16 protein-coding genes are annotated in these 16473 nt (G+C 66.0%); 9 read left to right on the top strand and 7 right to left on the bottom strand.

Annotated features, from left to right (window positions below):
* Nucleotides 1-152: 152 nt before the first annotated feature.
* The 4 genes from QCE62_RS30720 to QCE62_RS30735 all read right to left on the bottom strand — a co-directional run bounded on the left by QCE62_RS30720 (nt 153) and on the right by QCE62_RS30735 (nt 3414).
* Nucleotides 153-1601 (bottom strand): efflux transporter outer membrane subunit, encoded by a 1449-nt coding sequence (locus tag QCE62_RS30720; protein ID WP_309926386.1) that lies wholly within the window; start codon nt 1599-1601, stop codon nt 153-155.
* 280 nt (nt 1602-1881) lie between these two features.
* The gene (locus QCE62_RS30725) at nt 1882-2184 is read right to left on the bottom strand and encodes a hypothetical protein (RefSeq protein ID WP_309820278.1); all 303 of its coding nucleotides are present in this window, start codon (nt 2182-2184) and stop codon (nt 1882-1884) included.
* 312 nt (nt 2185-2496) lie between these two features.
* Complete coding sequence (locus tag QCE62_RS30730; RefSeq protein WP_309926388.1) at nt 2497-2952, bottom strand: DUF4399 domain-containing protein; 456 nt, start codon at nt 2950-2952, stop codon at nt 2497-2499.
* A 21-nt stretch (nt 2953-2973) separates the two neighbouring features.
* Entirely contained in the window at nt 2974-3414 is a 441-nt protein-coding gene (locus QCE62_RS30735; RefSeq protein WP_309820281.1) for a DUF4399 domain-containing protein, read from the bottom strand.
* A 373-nt stretch (nt 3415-3787) separates the two neighbouring features.
* Here QCE62_RS30735 and QCE62_RS30740 point away from each other — a divergent pair, with 373 nt between their 5' ends.
* Nucleotides 3788-5737, top strand: a complete 1950-nt coding sequence (locus QCE62_RS30740) for an SUMF1/EgtB/PvdO family nonheme iron enzyme (protein WP_309926390.1) — start codon at nt 3788-3790, stop codon at nt 5735-5737.
* Between the two features lie 9 nt (nt 5738-5746).
* Here QCE62_RS30740 and QCE62_RS30745 read toward each other — a convergent pair whose 3' ends face one another.
* Both QCE62_RS30745 and QCE62_RS30750 read right to left on the bottom strand, forming a co-directional pair.
* On the bottom strand, nt 5747-6877 hold the full coding sequence (locus QCE62_RS30745; RefSeq protein ID WP_309926392.1) for a transglutaminase-like domain-containing protein: 1131 nt from the start codon (nt 6875-6877) through the stop codon (nt 5747-5749).
* Nucleotides 6783-7376, bottom strand: coding sequence for a DUF3857 domain-containing protein (locus QCE62_RS30750; protein ID WP_309927516.1), 594 nt, complete (start codon nt 7374-7376; stop codon nt 6783-6785). The genes QCE62_RS30745 and QCE62_RS30750 overlap by 95 nt, the downstream gene beginning before the upstream one ends.
* Nucleotides 7377-7730: 354 nt before the next feature.
* On the opposite strand from QCE62_RS30750, the gene QCE62_RS30755 reads away from it, so the two are divergent.
* The 8 genes from QCE62_RS30755 to QCE62_RS30790 all read left to right on the top strand — a co-directional run bounded on the left by QCE62_RS30755 (nt 7731) and on the right by QCE62_RS30790 (nt 14551).
* Nucleotides 7731-8885, top strand: coding sequence for an HPP family protein (locus QCE62_RS30755; RefSeq protein WP_309926394.1), 1155 nt, complete (start codon nt 7731-7733; stop codon nt 8883-8885).
* Nucleotides 8886-8913: 28 nt separating this feature from the next.
* Nucleotides 8914-9324: a MarR family transcriptional regulator gene (locus QCE62_RS30760; protein ID WP_309926395.1), complete on the top strand. Its 411-nt coding sequence runs from the start codon at nt 8914-8916 to the stop codon at nt 9322-9324.
* 27 nt (nt 9325-9351) lie between these two features.
* Nucleotides 9352-11133 carry a chloride channel protein gene (locus QCE62_RS30765; protein ID WP_309926397.1) on the top strand — a complete coding sequence of 594 codons (1782 nt, stop codon included), beginning with the start codon at nt 9352-9354 and terminating at the stop codon, nt 11131-11133.
* Nucleotides 11134-11261: 128 nt separating this feature from the next.
* Complete coding sequence (locus QCE62_RS30770) at nt 11262-12173, top strand: aldo/keto reductase (RefSeq protein ID WP_309926399.1); 912 nt, start codon at nt 11262-11264, stop codon at nt 12171-12173.
* Between the two features lie 10 nt (nt 12174-12183).
* Nucleotides 12184-12603 (top strand): DUF1810 domain-containing protein, encoded by a 420-nt coding sequence (locus QCE62_RS30775; protein ID WP_309926401.1) that lies wholly within the window; start codon nt 12184-12186, stop codon nt 12601-12603.
* 67 nt (nt 12604-12670) lie between these two features.
* The gene (locus QCE62_RS30780; protein WP_309926402.1) at nt 12671-12886 is read left to right on the top strand and encodes a DUF2945 domain-containing protein; all 216 of its coding nucleotides are present in this window, start codon (nt 12671-12673) and stop codon (nt 12884-12886) included.
* Nucleotides 12887-13053: 167 nt separating this feature from the next.
* The gene (locus tag QCE62_RS30785) at nt 13054-13491 is read left to right on the top strand and encodes a PRC-barrel domain-containing protein (RefSeq protein WP_309820298.1); all 438 of its coding nucleotides are present in this window, start codon (nt 13054-13056) and stop codon (nt 13489-13491) included.
* 67 nt (nt 13492-13558) lie between these two features.
* Complete coding sequence (locus QCE62_RS30790) at nt 13559-14551, top strand: MDR family oxidoreductase (protein ID WP_309926403.1); 993 nt, start codon at nt 13559-13561, stop codon at nt 14549-14551.
* Between the two features lie 18 nt (nt 14552-14569).
* Here QCE62_RS30790 and QCE62_RS30795 read toward each other — a convergent pair whose 3' ends face one another.
* On the bottom strand, nt 14570-16252 hold the full coding sequence (locus tag QCE62_RS30795) for a methyl-accepting chemotaxis protein (RefSeq protein ID WP_309926405.1): 1683 nt from the start codon (nt 16250-16252) through the stop codon (nt 14570-14572).
* Between the last annotated feature and the right edge of the window lie 221 nt (nt 16253-16473).

Consider the following 16473-nt stretch of genomic DNA (forward strand, 5'->3'; position numbering starts at 1 on the left):
CAACGGGTTCCGGCGGCTGTTGAAAGTTTAAGTCACGCATCGTCGTAGTCAATCGTGCGGTACCGGTGTAATCGATCATGAGCGGTCGTGAGCAATCCTGCATGGATTACTTCATATGAAACATCGCCACGACGCATGGGCCGAAGCGATGCTTACTTCATCGCGTCCTTGCTGGCGCTCTGCACGTCGACCGTCGGCCAGCCGCCGCCCAGCGCCTTGTAGAGCGTTACCGTATCGGACAGGATCTGCTGATGATTCGCCAGCAAGGCCAGTTGCGCGGCCAGCAACGTACGTTCGGTCTCGAATACCTGCAACTGCGAGATCACGCCTTCCTTCAACTGCGCGTCGATCTGCGCGGCCACGACCGACAACTGATCCACTTCCTGCTGAAGCTCGCCACGCTGTTTCATGTGCGAATCGAGATTGACCAGCGCGTTCTCCACTTCCTCGAACGCGCCCATCACCGTGCTTCGATACTGCTGTTCGAACACCGTGGTCTGTGCTTCGGTGGTCTTCACGCGGGCACGCACGCTAGGGTCGAGCAGCGGGATGTTGATGCTCGGCAAAAAGCTGAACGTGAAGGTCTTGAGCAGGTCCGTGAGCGCGAAGCTCGCCGTGCCGCCGCGTCCCGTCAGGCTGATGGTCGGCAGTTGCGCCAGCTTCGCCTGGCCGACGAGGTCGTACGCTTCCAGCACGCGGTATTCGGCCGCGATCAGATCAGGACGGCGCGACAGCAGTTGCGAGGGCAAACCCGAGGGCACTGGCGGCGCCTGCACGCGCTTCTGGAGTTGGCCTTCGGGCACCTTGAAATTGCCGGCCGGCACGCCGATCAATGTCGCGAGCGCGTTGTCGCCGAGATCGCGCGAGCGCTTGATTTCGAGCAGATCGCGCGTCAGCCGGTTGAGTTCGGCGCGCTGCGTCAGGACCTGCGTATGCGGCACGAGGCCGTTTTTCTCCATGCCTTCGAAGATCGTCAGGATCTGCTGATTGGTCGCGATGGTTTTCTTCTGCTGGTCGATCTGGTCGTCGAACTGGAGGATCTGGAAGTAGGTCGTCGAAACGGACGAGACGAGTTCGAGATAACCGGCGCGCCAGTCGGCCTCGGTGGCACGGAATTCCGCCTTCTGCGCCTGCACGCCCTTCTCCACCGCGCCCCAGATGTCGATGTCCCAGTTCACCTGCGTGGCGACGTTATAGGTCTTCGAGAACTTCTGGCCGGTGGTCTTTTCGAAGGCCGCGCCCGCGCCGAGGTCCATCGACGGCAAGGCGCCGGCGCGCGCTTCGCCGATCTGCGCGCCCGCTACCTGGATGCGCGCGGCGAGCACCTTGATGTCGACGTTGCCCTTGATGGCCTGCTCCACGAGCGAATCGAGATACGGATCCTTGAACTGCTTCCACCAGTCGGGCTGGATGGTGTCGGATGCAGCGACGGCCGGTGCGTCGATTTTGGTGAATGCGGTCTTCTCGGGCGTGTCGGGGCGCTGGTAGGTGGGCACTTTCACGTCGATGCAACCGGACAGCAGCGCGGCGACGCTGAGCCCGGCGGCCGTCGACCAGCGACGAACCGATCGCACGCGCAACGATGGCAACAAGGCTTGCACGATCTCACTCCCGGTGAACGCGCACCGACGGTCGGATGAACAGGTGAGAAGCGCGGCGCCGGCCGCAAGTGACGTCATTCAGTCAATCAAGTAAATCACACGGCGCACCGCGACTCCATACGGGTTATGTCACATGGCGCGCGCGTGTTCTGCGACACGGCGCGCGGCCATGAAGCCCGCTTGCGGGCAGTGTTACGGCAGAGCTCCCCGCGCCCCGCCTTTCCTGCATTGATGCATTGATGCGTTACTGCTGCGACGGCTGTTTCATTCCCGGAAATACTCAGGCGACATCGCCCGGCACGCCGAAATTGAAGTTGGTGATGTTCTTCGCATCCTGTTTGGGCGCGACGTTCGATCGTGCGGCAAGGCCTTCGGCGAAGGCGATGTTGCTGCCGTTTTCGTTCAGCGTCGTCTGCGTCTGGTTGATGAATTGCTGCGGCGTCAGCGACATCGCGAACGCCGAAAGATCCAGGCCCGGGAAAAAGCTTGAAGCAAGCGAAGCGTTGCCGCCGCGTACGGCATTCATCGCACGGCGATCCAGTTCTTCGCTGACGGGAAGATCCTTGATGGTGAGCTTCGTCATGTCGGTTCCCCTTGGATGGGTGGCAGGTTCGAGCGGGTGTCGGCTCGTACCGCTTAAACGCATGGGTCATGCCAGTTGCTTCGCTGCATCGTTTTATTTGCGCTGCGCCTTGTCTGGCCTGGTTTGCATCGATACGGCCGGTGCTGCGCTTCATCATCTTGTGCTCGCCGGAGGCCAACACTTCGGACTCCGTCTGTTGGTCCTTCAGCAACAACCCTCACGATCCACAGACACATTTCTCCCGCCGCACCGGAACGTGCGCCGTTTCATCGGCTGAGGACGGGAAAGGCGCCGCGCGCGGCGGCGCCCGATTCACCTGACGTAGATCGTGATCTTTCTGGAATAAACCGGCGGGTTATGCGGTATGTGCTTGTCGTCGCCCATCAGGAGCTGAAGCGTATGCTTGCCCGGCGGAAGCTCGATCAGGGTTTCGGTTTCGCCAGCGCCGTAGTGCAAGTGATTGCGGTCCGATGGAATCTCCTGATCCATCGGCGGCAAGTCCACGTCGATCAACAAATGATGATGTCCCGTGTTCGGAAACTTGACGCCGCGCGGCGCCACGCCCATGAAGCGCAGACCGAACCAGACCTTGAACGGCTTGCCCGCCGGCAGGGTCTGGCCGTCGTTCGGATAGCCGATGTACGCGTATGCATTGGCCGGCGCGGGCGTCGGGCCGGCCTGCGTGTCCGTGGATGCGATAAGCGCAGTCGCGGTGACAAGCGTGGCCGCCAGCAGGAGAGCGGGCGCGCGAGCGGATCGTTTCTTCATGTCGTATGCCCTCGGCAAGTGTCACGCCTTCACGGTGATGGTGATCTTCTTCGAGTACACGGGCGGGTCGTGCGGAACGTGGTTGTAGTCGCCCATCAGAAGTTGCAGCGTGTGCTTGCCGGGCGGAAGTTCGAGACGCGCGTCGGTTTCGCCCGCACCGTAGTGCAGATGATTGCGGTCCGATGGAATCTCCTGATCGAGCGGCGGCAGGTCGGTATCGACCAGCAAGTGATGATGGCCGACGTTCGGCATGTCGATGCCCTTCGGACACACGCCCATGTTGCGCAAGCCCATCCGCACCCACAGCTTGCCGCCGCTGATCACCGCGCCGTCGGGCGGCCAGATGATGTAGGCCTCGGCGTTGGGGGGCGCGGGCGTGCGGGCACGCGCGGCGGGAAACGACGAATCGGCGACGAGTGCGGCAAGGGAAGCCAGCGCGCCCAGCACGGTTCTTCTCAGCATGTTATGCACGCCTCTCGGGTTGAAAGGGCATGGCGATCAGCCAGGGAATCGCTTCCTGCACGAGCGTACGCACATGTACGGCCATGCTTGAAGCGCTCGACATCGTCTGCGGTTTTTTTAGATTAGGCCGTAACGTTTAAAAAAGATACGTATGCACGCAGGGCCCCGAATGCCTGATTGCGGAGCCCTTCTTCAGGGGGATGAAGCATCGTATGACTAAGTGCTATCGTTGTTGTTGCTGCACTGGCACGGAAACGCGCTTCGCTTCACGTGACCGGCCCCGGGCGCGGACCTCGCCCGTGCAGTCTTTGCGCAGAAGCGCGCAAGCGGCGCTGCGCCCTACAACTCGAAGCCGGACGCACAGGGTGTGAATATGTGGCGAACTCTTCTCATCGCAAGCATGTTCGTAACGATCGGCGCCGCGCTCGCGCCCGACCACGCGGCGGCGTCGAGCGCATCCGCAGCACCGCTCGCACCGCATCGCGCCGCGCTGGTCATCGGCAATGCGGACTATGAAGGGCATCCGCTGCCAGGCGCCGCGCGCGATGCGGACGATATCGGCACGGCACTCGCCTCGCTCGGCTTCGCGGTCACGCGCGGCATCGATCTCGATGCCGGCGCGCTGCGGCACGCCGTTGATGATTTCGCCAGCCGGCTCGGTCCGCGCGATACGGCGCTTGTTTACTTCGCGGGACACGGCGTTCAAGTGGGCGGCGATGCGCTGCTCCTGCCGCTCGACGCGCGTGCGGCCGCGCCCGCGCAGCTCGTCGAAAAGGGCATGGCGGCGCGGGAGATCGTCGAGCGCATGGCGCGCGCGCGACCCGGCGGCGCGAATCTCGTCGTGCTGGACATGTGTCTTTCAGAGCCGTTCGAAAAGACAGCGCCCGCAGTCTGGCGCCTGCCTGCGCACACGCTCGTCACTTATGGGGCCGCGCCCGGCGAAGAGGCTGGCGAGGGTCCGCGCAATGGCCGCTACACGACGGCGTTGCTGCATGCATTGGGCGAGCGCGATGTATTGTCCGCCGCGACGTTCAGCGCGGCGGCCGTGCGGATCGCGCAGCAATCCCATGAGTCGCAGCGGCCATGGATTGCGTCGTCTCTGGAAGAGGGCTTTGTGATTGAAGGAACACCGGACGACATGCGTGTGACTGCCTCAACCGCCACGCATGCAGCCGAATCCGCCATCGACGAACCCATTCGCACACGCGGCATTCTTCCCAAGGACAGCAACGAGCAATACGAACTGGCGTTCTGGGACTCGATCAAGGACAGCACCTTCCCGAGCGACTATGAGGCGTATTTGAAGGCCTATCCAAACGGCCGCTTCGCGGCGCTCGCGAAAGCGCGCATCGAACGGTTGCACGCGGCCGGCAACGCGAAGCCGAGCGTATCGGCGCCTGCTGCGCAGCCCACGGCTCCGTCCGCCGCCACCGCCACGCCCGCCGCGCCTGCGCCCAAGCCGGCGCCTGCCGTCGCCGCGGCTCCCGAGAAGCCGCGTTCGCCTGCCCCTGCCCCCACGCCCCCTACGCCCGCTACGCCCGCCGCGACAGCCGCCGCTGCCACCGCGTCAGCCAAACCCGCCGCGAAGACTGCGGGCGGCGAGATCAAGGACTGTCCGGCCTGCCCGGCCCTGATCGCGATCACGCCCGGCAGCTTCACGATGGGCAGCAACAACGACGATCCCGCCGAGAAGCCGCCGCACAAGGTATCGATCGGGCACGCGTACGCCATCGGCAAGAACGAAGTGACGGTCGAGCAATGGAACGCCTGCGCCGACGCCGGGGCCTGCACGCGCATCGCACCGGATGGCGAAACAGGCGGCGCGCCCGCCGCCAATGCGCCGATGCGCAACGTCAGCTGGGACGATGCGCAGGTGTATGTCAAATGGCTGAGCAAGACGGGCGGCAAGCCGTATCGCCTGCCGACCGAAGCCGAATGGGAATACGCCGCGCGCGGCGGCACGCAGACGGTCTACTGGTGGGGCGACCAGATGAAGAAAGGCAACGCCGACTGCAAGGACTGCGGCGAGCCGTATCGTGCGGATGCGCCGACGCCGGTCGGATCGTTCGCGGCGAATCCCTACGGCCTGCACGACATGAACGGCAGCGTCTGGGAATGGGTAGCCGATTGCTGGCACAGTTCCTACAAGAACGCGCCCGCCGATGGCCGCGCCTGGGACGAACCGTCGTGTTCGGTGCGCGTGATCCGCGGCGGATCGTGGCGGGAAGGCGCGAGCTACATGCAGTCCGCGACGCGCTTCAAGTACAGCGCGAGCGTGCGGCAGTCGCAGAACGGCTTTCGCGTCGTGCGCGAGATGGAATGAGGCGCGCGCTCAGCTTGTCATCCTGACGATGATCTGCTGCCGCGTGTCCCACTCCGTCTTGCGCAGCGCCGGCAGCGCCGTCTGAAAGTCGCCGGGCGAGCAGGCCTGCTTGCCGAAGTCGGCGCCGAGCGTCCACGTGATCCTGATCGTGTGGGTCGCGGGATCGAGCGAATAATGCGCGTGGTACTTGAAGAAGCCGCTCGACTGATCGAGGTTGTCCGGCATGCTCGTGATATGGATGTTCTCCGGCAGCACGATCTGCGCGGTTCCGAGAAAACGCCCGCCGACGCAGATATAGGGCTGCGTGCGCGCACGCTCGACGAGCCAGTCGCGCACCTGCGGCGCGATGCCGCCCGAGAGACTCGTCAGCGCGGGAAGCGCCGTGGCGCCGTTCGACCGGACGACGTCGTCGAGCGTGCCGCGCTGGGTGGTCGAGAACGGGCCGCTGGTGGCCGCGAGATCGCTCGATGTCAGCACGCCCGTGCCGCGCAGATTCGACTCACGCAACCGGTTCTGCGCGATCTGTTCGCTTCCCGTTGCGTCGACGCGCCCCAGCCTGGTTCGCTCGATGTCCGTCATCACGCCCGCATGTTCGACCCAGTAGGTGTAGTCCGCCGCGCCGTCCGGCTTGACGTCGGTATTCAGACGCGCCTTGCGCTCCGACGCCAACGTCGCGGGCGTGCGCGACAACACCGCGGAATCGACCAGTAACACCGGCCGGTCCATGTCGACTGTGGGCAGGAAGCCGAACGAGACGTCATCGGCCGTGGTGTCGGCATAGAGCTGAAGATCCGGCAGCCAGGTGATCACATGATCGATTGCGCCCGATCCGTAACCCGGCACGGACGGCAGCGTGTACACCGTGCCGAGCCCGATCAGCGCGGGCTCGCTGTGAATCCCTACTGCTGCAAGCAGCGCGCCGTAAAGCGCAACGTGATCCTTGCAGTCGCCGTAACGGTTAGCGAGCACTTGCGTCACGTGATGCGGATTGGCCGGATTCTCCCCGATGTACACGAAGACACAGCGGATGTTGTGACGCACCCAGTCATACAGCGTCCTCGCCTTTGCGCATTCGTCCGGATCGTTGCGAGTCAGCTGGCGCGCGAGTGCCTTGGATGGCTGGATCGCTCGCGGTCGCATCGACAGCGGCTTCGCGATAGCTCGCCGCAAAGCTCGCATAGTCCGGGAAGGTCGAGACCATCAGGCGGTCGTCGTACTGCGCACGTCCGACCGAGCCCTGTTCGGCACGCACGAGGTTCTCGCGCCGATAGTCGAATACATAGCGCGTACGGCGATTCGCCGTGACCGGCAGCTCGCCGACGTAGCCACGCGCATCCGCGTACAGAGGCTTGTCGGCGGGCAGGTCGTATTTGAGCTGTTGCTTGAGCACCGGTTGCTGCCCCGGAACCGTAAAGTCATCGAACTCGCCGGGCACCACTGCTTCGGACTGAATCATTCGGTAATGCAGATGCACCGTCCAGCCCACCGTCACCGCCGGGAAAATTACGAGACGCAGCTTCTCGTCGAAGAACATCGGCGCGCCCTCAGGACGTGACTTCTGAAGGTCATCGATCTGGCTGGAGGCAACATCGTGGCGCACGCCGTTTGCATCGAGCGTGTAGGCCTCCAGGATGTCCAGCTTCGACCGGCTCGGGTCATATTCGACATATCGACGTCGCTAACGAGAGTCGAGGGAGAGTCCGTCTGCGCGGCGCTTGCCGAAGCGGCACATATGAAGGCGAGCACACAGGTGCCTATTAGAAGAAGAACTGAGCGGGCCATGTCTGAAATCGCCTCGTGATGCAAAGCACCAAAGCTACACGACCAAGCCGCCTCCGAGCGCTTCCATCAGATGAATTCCCCATTCGATGAAATCGGCCGTTTTATATCACATTGAGATATACTTTCGGACTCGACGCACGCTTGCTCTCGCACCTTCCGCCGGTCAGACAGTGTGTAACCCGCTGACTGACTTCCCCGGAATGCCCGACACGTGTCGCGACTCGCCTTACTCCGCTGGCTGCATGGTTTCCTCCCCGCTCCCGTCGCGCTGCGCTGGAGCGAGCGCCTGCGCGGCGGTCTGGGCGCGCTGCTCGGCATCGCGCTGACGGGCGGCATCGGCCGTCTGCTGCCGGGCAATGCCGCCACCATCCCGTATCTGATCGCACCGATGGGCGCCTCCGCCGTGCTGCTGTTCGCGGTACCGGCGAGCCCGCTGGCGCAGCCGTGGTCGATCATCGGCGGCAATCTGGTGTCGGCGACCGTCGGCGTGAGCTGTGCGCTGCTGATCCACGATCCCGTCGAAGCCGCCGCGCTCGCTGTCGCGCTCGCCATCTGTGCGATGTTCGCGCTGCGCTGCGTGCATCCGCCGTCGGGCGCGGTCGCGCTGACGGCCGTGCTCGGCGGGCCGTCGGTTCACGCGCTCGGCTACGGCTTCGTGCTCGCGCCGGTGGCCATCCAGTCGGCGGCGCTGCTGGGCGCGGCCATCGTGTTCCATGCGCTGACGGGGCATCGCTATCCGCACGGCCATGCCATACCCAAACCCGCAGCCGCGCCGCAGGACGCCGCATCGTTCACGCGCGCGGATCTGAAAGCCGCGCTGGCGCGCCGCAGCGAACTGCTCGACGTCGATCCGGACGATCTCGAAACCCTGCTGCGCGAAACCCAGCTGCAGGCCTATGCGCGCCGCTTCACCGAGTTCCGGTGCGCGGACATCATGTCGCGCACGGTCGTCTCGGTGACGCCGCAGACGAGCGCACAGGAGGCGCTCGCACTGCTCGGACGCCATCGCGTGAAGGCGCTGCCGGTGATCGATGCGGCGCGCCGCGTGTGCGGCATCGTGACCCGCGCGGACCTTGCGACCGTGCGGCGCGGTGCAAGCTTCCAGGGCCTGCGCAGCGCGCTCGCGCGGGCCATGCGCGGATCTACGGCGGACGCGCCGCGCGTCGCCGCCCTGATGACGACCGAAGTCCGCACCGTGACCTCGAATACCGCCATCGCCGAACTGGTGCCGATGTTCGCCCACTTCGGCCATCACCATATTCCGGTCGTCGATGCGCACGACCGGCTCGCCGGCATGATCACCGAAGCCGACCTGATCGCCGGGCTCTACCAGCAGTCATTCGCAGCCGAGCGCAAGCAGGCCTGACCCAATTCCGTTTTCGCAGACCGTCTCCATGACTCGACCCCGCACGCTCGCCAAACCGGACTTCGAACAGTTGTCCGAATTCCGCTATCAGATGCGGCGCTTCGAACGCTTCTCCGAACACGCCGCGCAGGACGAAGGCATCACGCCGTTGCAGTACCTGCTGCTGCTGCACATCAAGGGCTATCCGGGCCGCGCCTGGGCGACGGTCGGCGAACTGGCCGAACGGCTGCAGTCGCACCATCACGGCGTGGTCGCGCTGGTCACGCGCTGCGAGGCAGCCGGGCTCGTGCGGCGCGCGCCGAGCGCGACGGACCGTCGCCAGGTGCAGGTGCATCTCGAAGCGCGCGGTGAAGAGGTGCTGACGCGCCTCGCCGCGCTGCACCGCGCGGAGCTCAAGTCGCTGCAGGGCGCGTTCCGCGTGCCGCAAATCGATCTTTGATTCATCAGGACATCGGGAGCTCATCTCATGGACCAGCATAAACGCGACTTTTCCGTCAACGACCGCCTGCTGACGATCTGCGGACTGGCCGCTGTCATCGGCGCGATCAGCACGCTCGCGGCCGTCGTGCTGCTCGGGCTGATTCATCTGTTCACCAACCTGTTTTTCTTCGGCACGTTCTCGGTCGCGGAGCACTCGCCGGCGCTCAATACGCTCGGCCCCTGGGTGATCGCGATTCCGGTGATCGGCGGGCTGATCGTCGGGCTGATGGCACGTTTCGGCTCGGAGAAGATTCGCGGCCACGGCATTCCCGAAGCCATCGAGGCGATCCTGTTCGGCAAGAGCCGCATGTCGCCGAAAGTCGCGATCCTCAAGCCGCTCTCGTCGGGCATCGTGATCGGCAGCGGCGGGCCGTTCGGCGCCGAAGGCCCGATCATCATGACCGGCGGCGCGCTCGGGTCGCTGATCGCGCAGTGCATCGACGTGACCGCCGCCGAACGCAAGACGCTGCTCGTGGCAGGCGCGGCCGCCGGCATGACCGCCGTGTTCGGCACGCCGGTCGCGGCCGTGCTGCTGGCCGTCGAACTGCTGCTGTTCGAATGGCGCCCGCGCAGCTTCCTGCCGGTGGCGCTCGCATGCGCGGTCGCGGGGTTCGCGCGCGCCGCGGTGTTCGGCACCGGCGCGCTGTTTCCGCTGGAGACCGCGCCGCCGCACATGCTGTCGCTGCTTTCCTGCCTCGTCGCGGGTCTGCTCTCGGGCGCGCTGGCCTCGGGCTTGTCGGCGTCGCTGTACAAGCTCGAAGACCTGTTCCACAAGCTGCCCATCCACTGGATGTGGTGGCCCGCGCTGGGCGCGGTGTTCGTCGGCATCGGCGGCTATCTCGAGCCGCGCGCGCTCGGCGTCGGCTATGACGTGATCGGCGACCTGCTGCATCAGCACATCGCCATCCAGGTGGCGCTGTCGATCCTCGCGGTGAAGGCGATCATCTGGGTCATCGCGCTTGCGTCGGGCACCTCGGGCGGCGTGCTCGCGCCGCTGCTGATGCTCGGCGCCGGCCTCGGCACCGCGCTCGGCGCGATCCTGCCCGGACACGACGCGGCGCTCTGGCCGCTGGTGTGCATGGCCGCGACGCTCGGCGCGACGCTGGGCGCGCCGCTGACCGCCATCGTGTTCGCCTTCGGCCTCACGCACGATGCCAACGCGCTGCTGCCGCTGCTCGCGGCGACACTCGTCGCGCACGGTTTCGCCACCGTCGTCATGAAGCGCTCGATCATGACCGAGAAGATTGCCCGGCGCGGCTATCACATCTATCGCGAATACGGCGTGGACCCGCTGGAGCGGCATCACGTCGAGGAAGTAATGACGCGCGATGCCCAGACCATCGACGCCGGCACGCCGCTCGCCGACGTCCTCGCCAGACACTTCGGCCCGCAGCAGATGCACCGCGCGTATCCGGTGCTGCGCGACGGCGCGCTCGCCGGCATGCTCGACCGGGCGTTGCTGGGCACGCTGATCGGCGCTTCGTCGGTGCGGGAAGCGGGCGTCAGTGTCGGCGATGCGCTGCGCGGCGCCGGCTATGCCACGCCGGTCTTCGCGCTGCCGGGCGAACCGTGCCGTCTCGCGGCCACGCGTCTTGCCGTACACGAACTGGAGCGCCTGCCGGTGGTCGCGGACGCGGCTTCGCTGCGGCTGGTCGGCATCGTCGCGCGCAGCGATCTCGTGAAGCCGGCGCGCGCGCACTTCGACGAGGAGCATCGGCGCGAGCGGTTCAGGGGCTTCCGCCGCGCGCCCGCGTTGCGCAAACACTGAGGCGGCGCGGAACTTTCTGGCGGGATCGCGCTTCCGAAAGCAGTCGTCCACGCTTTCGCAGGAGCCAAAAAGATGGCCGCTTTCCCGCTTGCTTTCCCTTGCGACATCCTGGCGCGCGTGCAACCGTCATGACCACGCGCCGCGCCTTTCTTCACTGGACGGCCGCCGCCGCGCTCGTGACGCAGGCCGGACGAGCCACCCGAGCCGCCGACACGCCACCCATGCTCAAGCGCCCGATTCCGTCGACGGGCGAGCCGCTGCCGATCGTCGGCTGCGGCACCTGGCGCACCTTCGATGCGGGCACGGACGCCGCCCGCCGCCGCGAACTCGCCGACGTGCTGCGCGCGCTGTTCGCGGCAGGCGGTTCGGTGATCGATTCCTCGCCGATGTACGGCTCCTCCGAAGAAGTCGCGGGCGCATTGCTGGCCGACGCGCGCACGCGCGAGCGCGCGTTCATCGCGACCAAGGTCTGGACCGAAGGCCGCGCGGCGGGCATCGCGCAGATGGAGCAGTCGCTGCGCTACTGGCAGACGGATCGCATCGATCTGATGCAGATCCACAATCTGCTCGACTGGCGCACCCAGCTCGCGACGCTGCGCGAATGGAAGGCCGCCGGCAAGGTGCGCTACGTGGGCGTCACGCATTACACCTCCAGCGCGTTTCCGCAAGTGGAAGCGGTGCTGCGCTCGGAGCGCGTGGATTTCGTGCAGATCAACTACGCCGCCAACGATCGCGACGCCGAAGCGCGCCTGCTGCCGCTCGCGGCGGAACGCGGGGTCGCGGTGATCGTGAACCAGCCGTTCGGCGGCGGCTCGCTGCTCGCCAGTCTGCGCGGCCGGCCGCTACCGGACTTTGCGCGCGAACTCGGCTGCGGCTCGTGGGCACAGCTTCTGCTGAAATTTGTGCTGGGCAACCCCGCCGTGACCTGCGTCATTCCCGGCACGGGCAAGCGCGACTACATGATCGACAACGCGCGCGCGGGCAGCGGCGGCTTTCCGGACACGGCGATGAGACAGCGCATTGCCGCGGCCGTCGCATGAGGAGCCGATCATGAGCGATCCGTATGACCTGCAGCGCTTCGTCGATGCTCAATCGGGCGTCATCGAAGACGTCCGCGCCGAGCTTGCCGCTGGCCGCAAGCGCACGCACTGGATGTGGTTTGTCTTTCCGCAGATCGAAGGGCTCGGCCACAGCGCGATGGCGCAGCGTTACGCCATCGCGTCGCGTGACGAAGCCCGGGCGTATCTCGCGCATCCGGTGCTGGGCGCGCGTCTCGTCGAGCTCACGCGGCTCGTGAACGGCGTGCAGGGACGCGGCGTGGACGCCATCTTCGGCTATCCGGACGACCTGAAATTCCATTCGTCGATGACGCTGTTCGCCCGCACCGCCGACGATCCCGCCGTCTTCGACGAAGCGCTGCGCCGCTACTTCGAAGGCCGCGCCGACGAAGCGACGCTCGCGCGCCTCTAGCCTCCCCGGCGACGGGCACAGCCGTTGCGCGAGAGCGGGCATTCTCATCCGAACGGAGCCTCATCTCATGAGCCATGCCTTCAAGATCAAGGACCACGTCAGCTGGAACACTCCGCAGGGCGAAACGACGGGACACGTCGTGCGCGTCATCACCGAGCGGACCCATGTCGACGGCCACACCGTCAACGCCTCGTCCGACGATCCGCATTTCGAGGTCGAAAGCGACAAGAGCGGCAAGCGCGCCGTTCACAAGGGCGAAGCGCTCAAGCGCATCGCGCGCTGAATCCCCTTTCCGACCACCGCACGCTCGCACTAATGCAGTGCGCGCGGCGCGGGCGGACACCGTTTCTGCAGAAGTCACGAGAAACGTTCAAACTTCCATCGCGCTGCAAGCTTGAATCGCGCATTTCCCATTGAACCGGTTGGCCCAACCCTTTGAGGAACAGAAGAATGAAAGCGAAACTCGTGGCACTGCTCGTTGCATCGTCGGCACTTGGCCTGACTTCCACGGCATCGTTTGCCCAGGTCGCCGGCGCCCAGCCGCTCGGCGTATCGGTCGAGGTCTCGACTGCCATCATCAACGGCTGGAGCGTCAAGAAGTCCATCCTCAACAAGCCCGTCGTCAACGACCAGGGACAGCGCGTCGGCGTGATCCACGACATCATCGTCGCGCCGGACAAGTCGGTGTCGTTCGTCATCATCGCGGCGAACCAGTTCCTCGGCGTGTCGCATCACGACGTCGCCATTCCGGTCGATCAACTCGACGTCAAGGACGGCAAGCTCGTGCTCGCGGGCGCGACCAAGGACGCCATCAAGGCGCTGCCTGAGTTCCAGTACAACAAGGTCAAGGCCACGCCCCAGCCGCGCGCCGAATACGAGCATCACTGATCCAGCCTTTGCGTCATGAACGGGGCGGCCTCGCGCCGCCCTTTTTCCAGCCACAGGAGCCCCGCCGATGTTCAACGCCCTCATGCTCCAGAAGCAGGACGACCGCACGCTTGCCGCCATCGAATCCATCGACGAACCCCGGCTTGCCACATCGAGCGACGGCGACGTGCTGGTGCGGATCGACTACTCCACGCTCAATTACAAGGATGCGCTCGCGATCACCGGCCGCGGCCCGGTCGTGCGCGCCTGGCCGATGGTGCCGGGCATCGACTTCGCGGGCATCGTGGAGACGAGTTCGCATCCGGACTATCAGCCCGGCGACCCGGTTGTCATGAACGGCTGGGGCGCGGGTGAAACCCACTGGGGCGGACTCGCGCAAAAGGCCCGCGTGCCGGGCGCGCATCTGATCGCGCTGCCCACCGGCATCACGACGCGCCAGGCGATGGCCGTCGGCACCGCGGGTTACACGGCCATGCTGTGCGTGCAGGCGCTGGAGCGGCACGGCGTGAGCGCCGCCGACGGCGAGGTGCTGGTGACGGGTGCGAACGGCGGCGTCGGCAGCTTCGCGGTCGCGATTTTGGCGCGGCGCGGCTATCGCGTGATTGCCTCGACGGGACGGCCTGAAGAAGCCGCGCGGCTGCGCGAACTGGGCGCGGCGGATATCGTCGAACGCGCCACGCTGTCCGCGCCGGGCAAGCCCTTGCAGAAGGAACGCTGGGCGGCGGCGGTGGATTGCGTCGGCAGCCATACGCTCGCCAATGTCTGCGCGAGCCTGCGCTACGGCGGCGCGGTGGCGGCGTGCGGCCTCGCGCAAGGCATGGATCTGCCGGCGACGGTCGCGCCGTTCATCCTGCGCGGCGTGGCGCTGCTGGGCGTGGACAGTGTCTATGTGCCGCGCGAGCGGCGAGTCGCCGCGTGGCGGGCCATCGAGGAAGACGTGCCGGTGGCGACCATGGAAAGCGTCGCGGCCACGATCCCACTCGCCGATACGCCCGACTACGCCGCCCGGTTGCTGCGCGGTGAAGTGGCCGGGCGCGTGATCGTCGATGTCAACGCCTGAGAGACGTCAGAAGGTGCGTCAGAAGGTGCTCCAGCCGTCGGCGCTGACTGTTGCCGGGCGCGTGATCGCCGCCGGCGCGACATGCCGGGCGGGCTTGACGGCCGGCGCTTGCACCGCCTGAGTCAGGCGAGACGGCGCGCCGCCTTCCACCACGAAGAACGCCACGGCTTCGTTGAGCCGGCGGCCCTGCTCTTCGAGCGAAGTCGCGGCGGCGGCGGCTTCCTCCACCAGCGCGGCGTTCTGCTGCGTGACTTCATCCATCTGGGTGATGGCCTGATTGACCTGTTCGATACCGCGCCCCTGTTCCGCCGACGCCGCCGCGATCTCCTGCATGATGTCCGTCACCCGCGCGACCGACTGCGTGACTTCGGCCATCGTCGTGCCGGCTTCGCCCGCGAGTTCGGAGCCGTTGCGCACCTTGTCGACGGACGCGGCAATCAGGTCCTTGATCTCCTTCGCAGCGCTCGACGAGCGCTGCGCAAGGCTGCGCACTTCGCTCGCCACAACTGCAAAGCCGCGGCCCTGTTCGCCCGCGCGCGCCGCTTCGACCGCCGCGTTGAGCGCGAGAATATTGGTCTGGAACGCAATCCCTTCAATGATCCCGGTGATCTCCGCGATCTTGTCCGAGCTGTCGCTGATGCCGTTCATCGTCGCGACGACGCGGCCCACCACGTCGCTGCCCTTCCTGGCGATCTGCGATGCGTTCGACGCGAGCGAGCTGGCTTGCTGGGCGTTGTCGGCATTCTGGCGAACCGTCGACGTGAGCTGTTCCATGCTGGCCGCGGTTTCCTGCAGCGACGCGGCCTGTTCCTCGGTGCGCTGGCTCAAGTCGGTATTGCCGGTCGCGAGTTCCTTCGCCGCGCCGCCCACGGCGCCGCTGCTTTCGCGCACCCGGCTGACGGTCTCGGTCAGACGCGCATTCATCTCGGCGAGCGCGCGCAGCAGGTCGCCGGTTTCGTCCTTCGCGTCGGCGACGATGCGGCTCGTCAGATCGCCGCGCGCCACCGTCTGCGCAATGTCGACCGCCGCGCCGATCGGCCGCGTGATCGAACGGATGATGGCGATGCCCGCGATCACCGCGAACAGCGACGCCGCCACGCACAGCGCGATCAGCACATTGCGCTGGAACACGTAGCTGGCGTCGTAGTCGCGCACGATCTCTTCGCGGCGCGCGATGGTGTAGCTCGCGTAGTCGTCGGTGGCCTTGACGAGCTGGGCGAGCAGCGGACGGCACTGGTCGTCCATCTTGACGATCGCGTCCTCGTGTTTGCCCGCCAGCGCCAGGCCGACGATATCCGTCGCAACCGGCCCGTACAGCGTCTCCACACGCGCCATCTCGGCGACCAGGCTGCGGGCCTTCTCGCTCGTGTCGGTGGCGCTCGCGATCATGTCGCGCAACTGCTTGAGCCGCGCCTGCACGTCTTCGTGCGCGCGCGTGACGGCTTCCTTCTCGATCTCCACGTCGGCGGGCTTCGTGACCAGCACCAGATTGCGGGCAGCGATGGCGCGGCGGTCGACGGCGGTGCGAATCTGTGCGGCGACATCGGCGCGGGCGTTGATGCCGTTCACGTAGTGCGAGAAGCCGTCGGTCGCCACCGACAACGCCCGCAGCGACATGCCGGCCACCAGCACGACCAGCACGGCCAGGATGCCGAATCCAGCGATCAGTTTGGTTTTGATCGTGATGTTCTTGAGGTTCATGGTTTGGGTTCTCTCAGGGTCCGGTTGTGGGACTGTCGGCGCCATAGGGTTCGATTGAACGTTTGCCCTCATGCGGGGCGCGGCGCTCCAGGTACTGATTACGGCCTGTGGCCATCGCTCTTAAGATCAGACAAGTAAATAAGTCTGAGATTTGTCCAACCGTGGCGGCCGGTGTATATCGGCGATACTGAGCGGCCGTGCTGTCCCGTCGATCCCTCCTG

It is taken from the genome of Caballeronia sp. LZ033 (genome assembly GCF_031451265.1).
Taxonomy (GTDB): domain Bacteria; phylum Pseudomonadota; class Gammaproteobacteria; order Burkholderiales; family Burkholderiaceae; genus Caballeronia.

Coding starts and splice junctions, on each gene's coding strand:
- QCE62_RS30725 (WP_309820278.1), bottom strand. CDS start 2,184: ATGACGAAGCTCACCATCAAGGATCTTCCCGTCAGCGAAGAACTGGAT.
- QCE62_RS30775 (WP_309926401.1), top strand. CDS start 12,184: ATGAGCGATCCGTATGACCTGCAGCGCTTCGTCGATGCTCAATCGGGC.
- QCE62_RS30795 (WP_309926405.1), bottom strand. CDS start 16,252: ATGAACCTCAAGAACATCACGATCAAAACCAAACTGATCGCTGGATTC.
- QCE62_RS30785 (WP_309820298.1), top strand. CDS start 13,054: ATGAAAGCGAAACTCGTGGCACTGCTCGTTGCATCGTCGGCACTTGGC.
- QCE62_RS30730 (WP_309926388.1), bottom strand. CDS start 2,952: ATGAAGAAACGATCCGCTCGCGCGCCCGCTCTCCTGCTGGCGGCCACG.
- QCE62_RS30740 (WP_309926390.1), top strand. CDS start 3,788: ATGTGGCGAACTCTTCTCATCGCAAGCATGTTCGTAACGATCGGCGCC.
- QCE62_RS30780 (WP_309926402.1), top strand. CDS start 12,671: ATGAGCCATGCCTTCAAGATCAAGGACCACGTCAGCTGGAACACTCCG.
- QCE62_RS30770 (WP_309926399.1), top strand. CDS start 11,262: ATGACCACGCGCCGCGCCTTTCTTCACTGGACGGCCGCCGCCGCGCTC.
- QCE62_RS30790 (WP_309926403.1), top strand. CDS start 13,559: ATGTTCAACGCCCTCATGCTCCAGAAGCAGGACGACCGCACGCTTGCC.
- QCE62_RS30765 (WP_309926397.1), top strand. CDS start 9,352: ATGGACCAGCATAAACGCGACTTTTCCGTCAACGACCGCCTGCTGACG.
- QCE62_RS30745 (WP_309926392.1), bottom strand. CDS start 6,877: ATGCGACCGCGAGCGATCCAGCCATCCAAGGCACTCGCGCGCCAGCTG.
- QCE62_RS30735 (WP_309820281.1), bottom strand. CDS start 3,414: ATGCTGAGAAGAACCGTGCTGGGCGCGCTGGCTTCCCTTGCCGCACTC.
- QCE62_RS30760 (WP_309926395.1), top strand. CDS start 8,914: ATGACTCGACCCCGCACGCTCGCCAAACCGGACTTCGAACAGTTGTCC.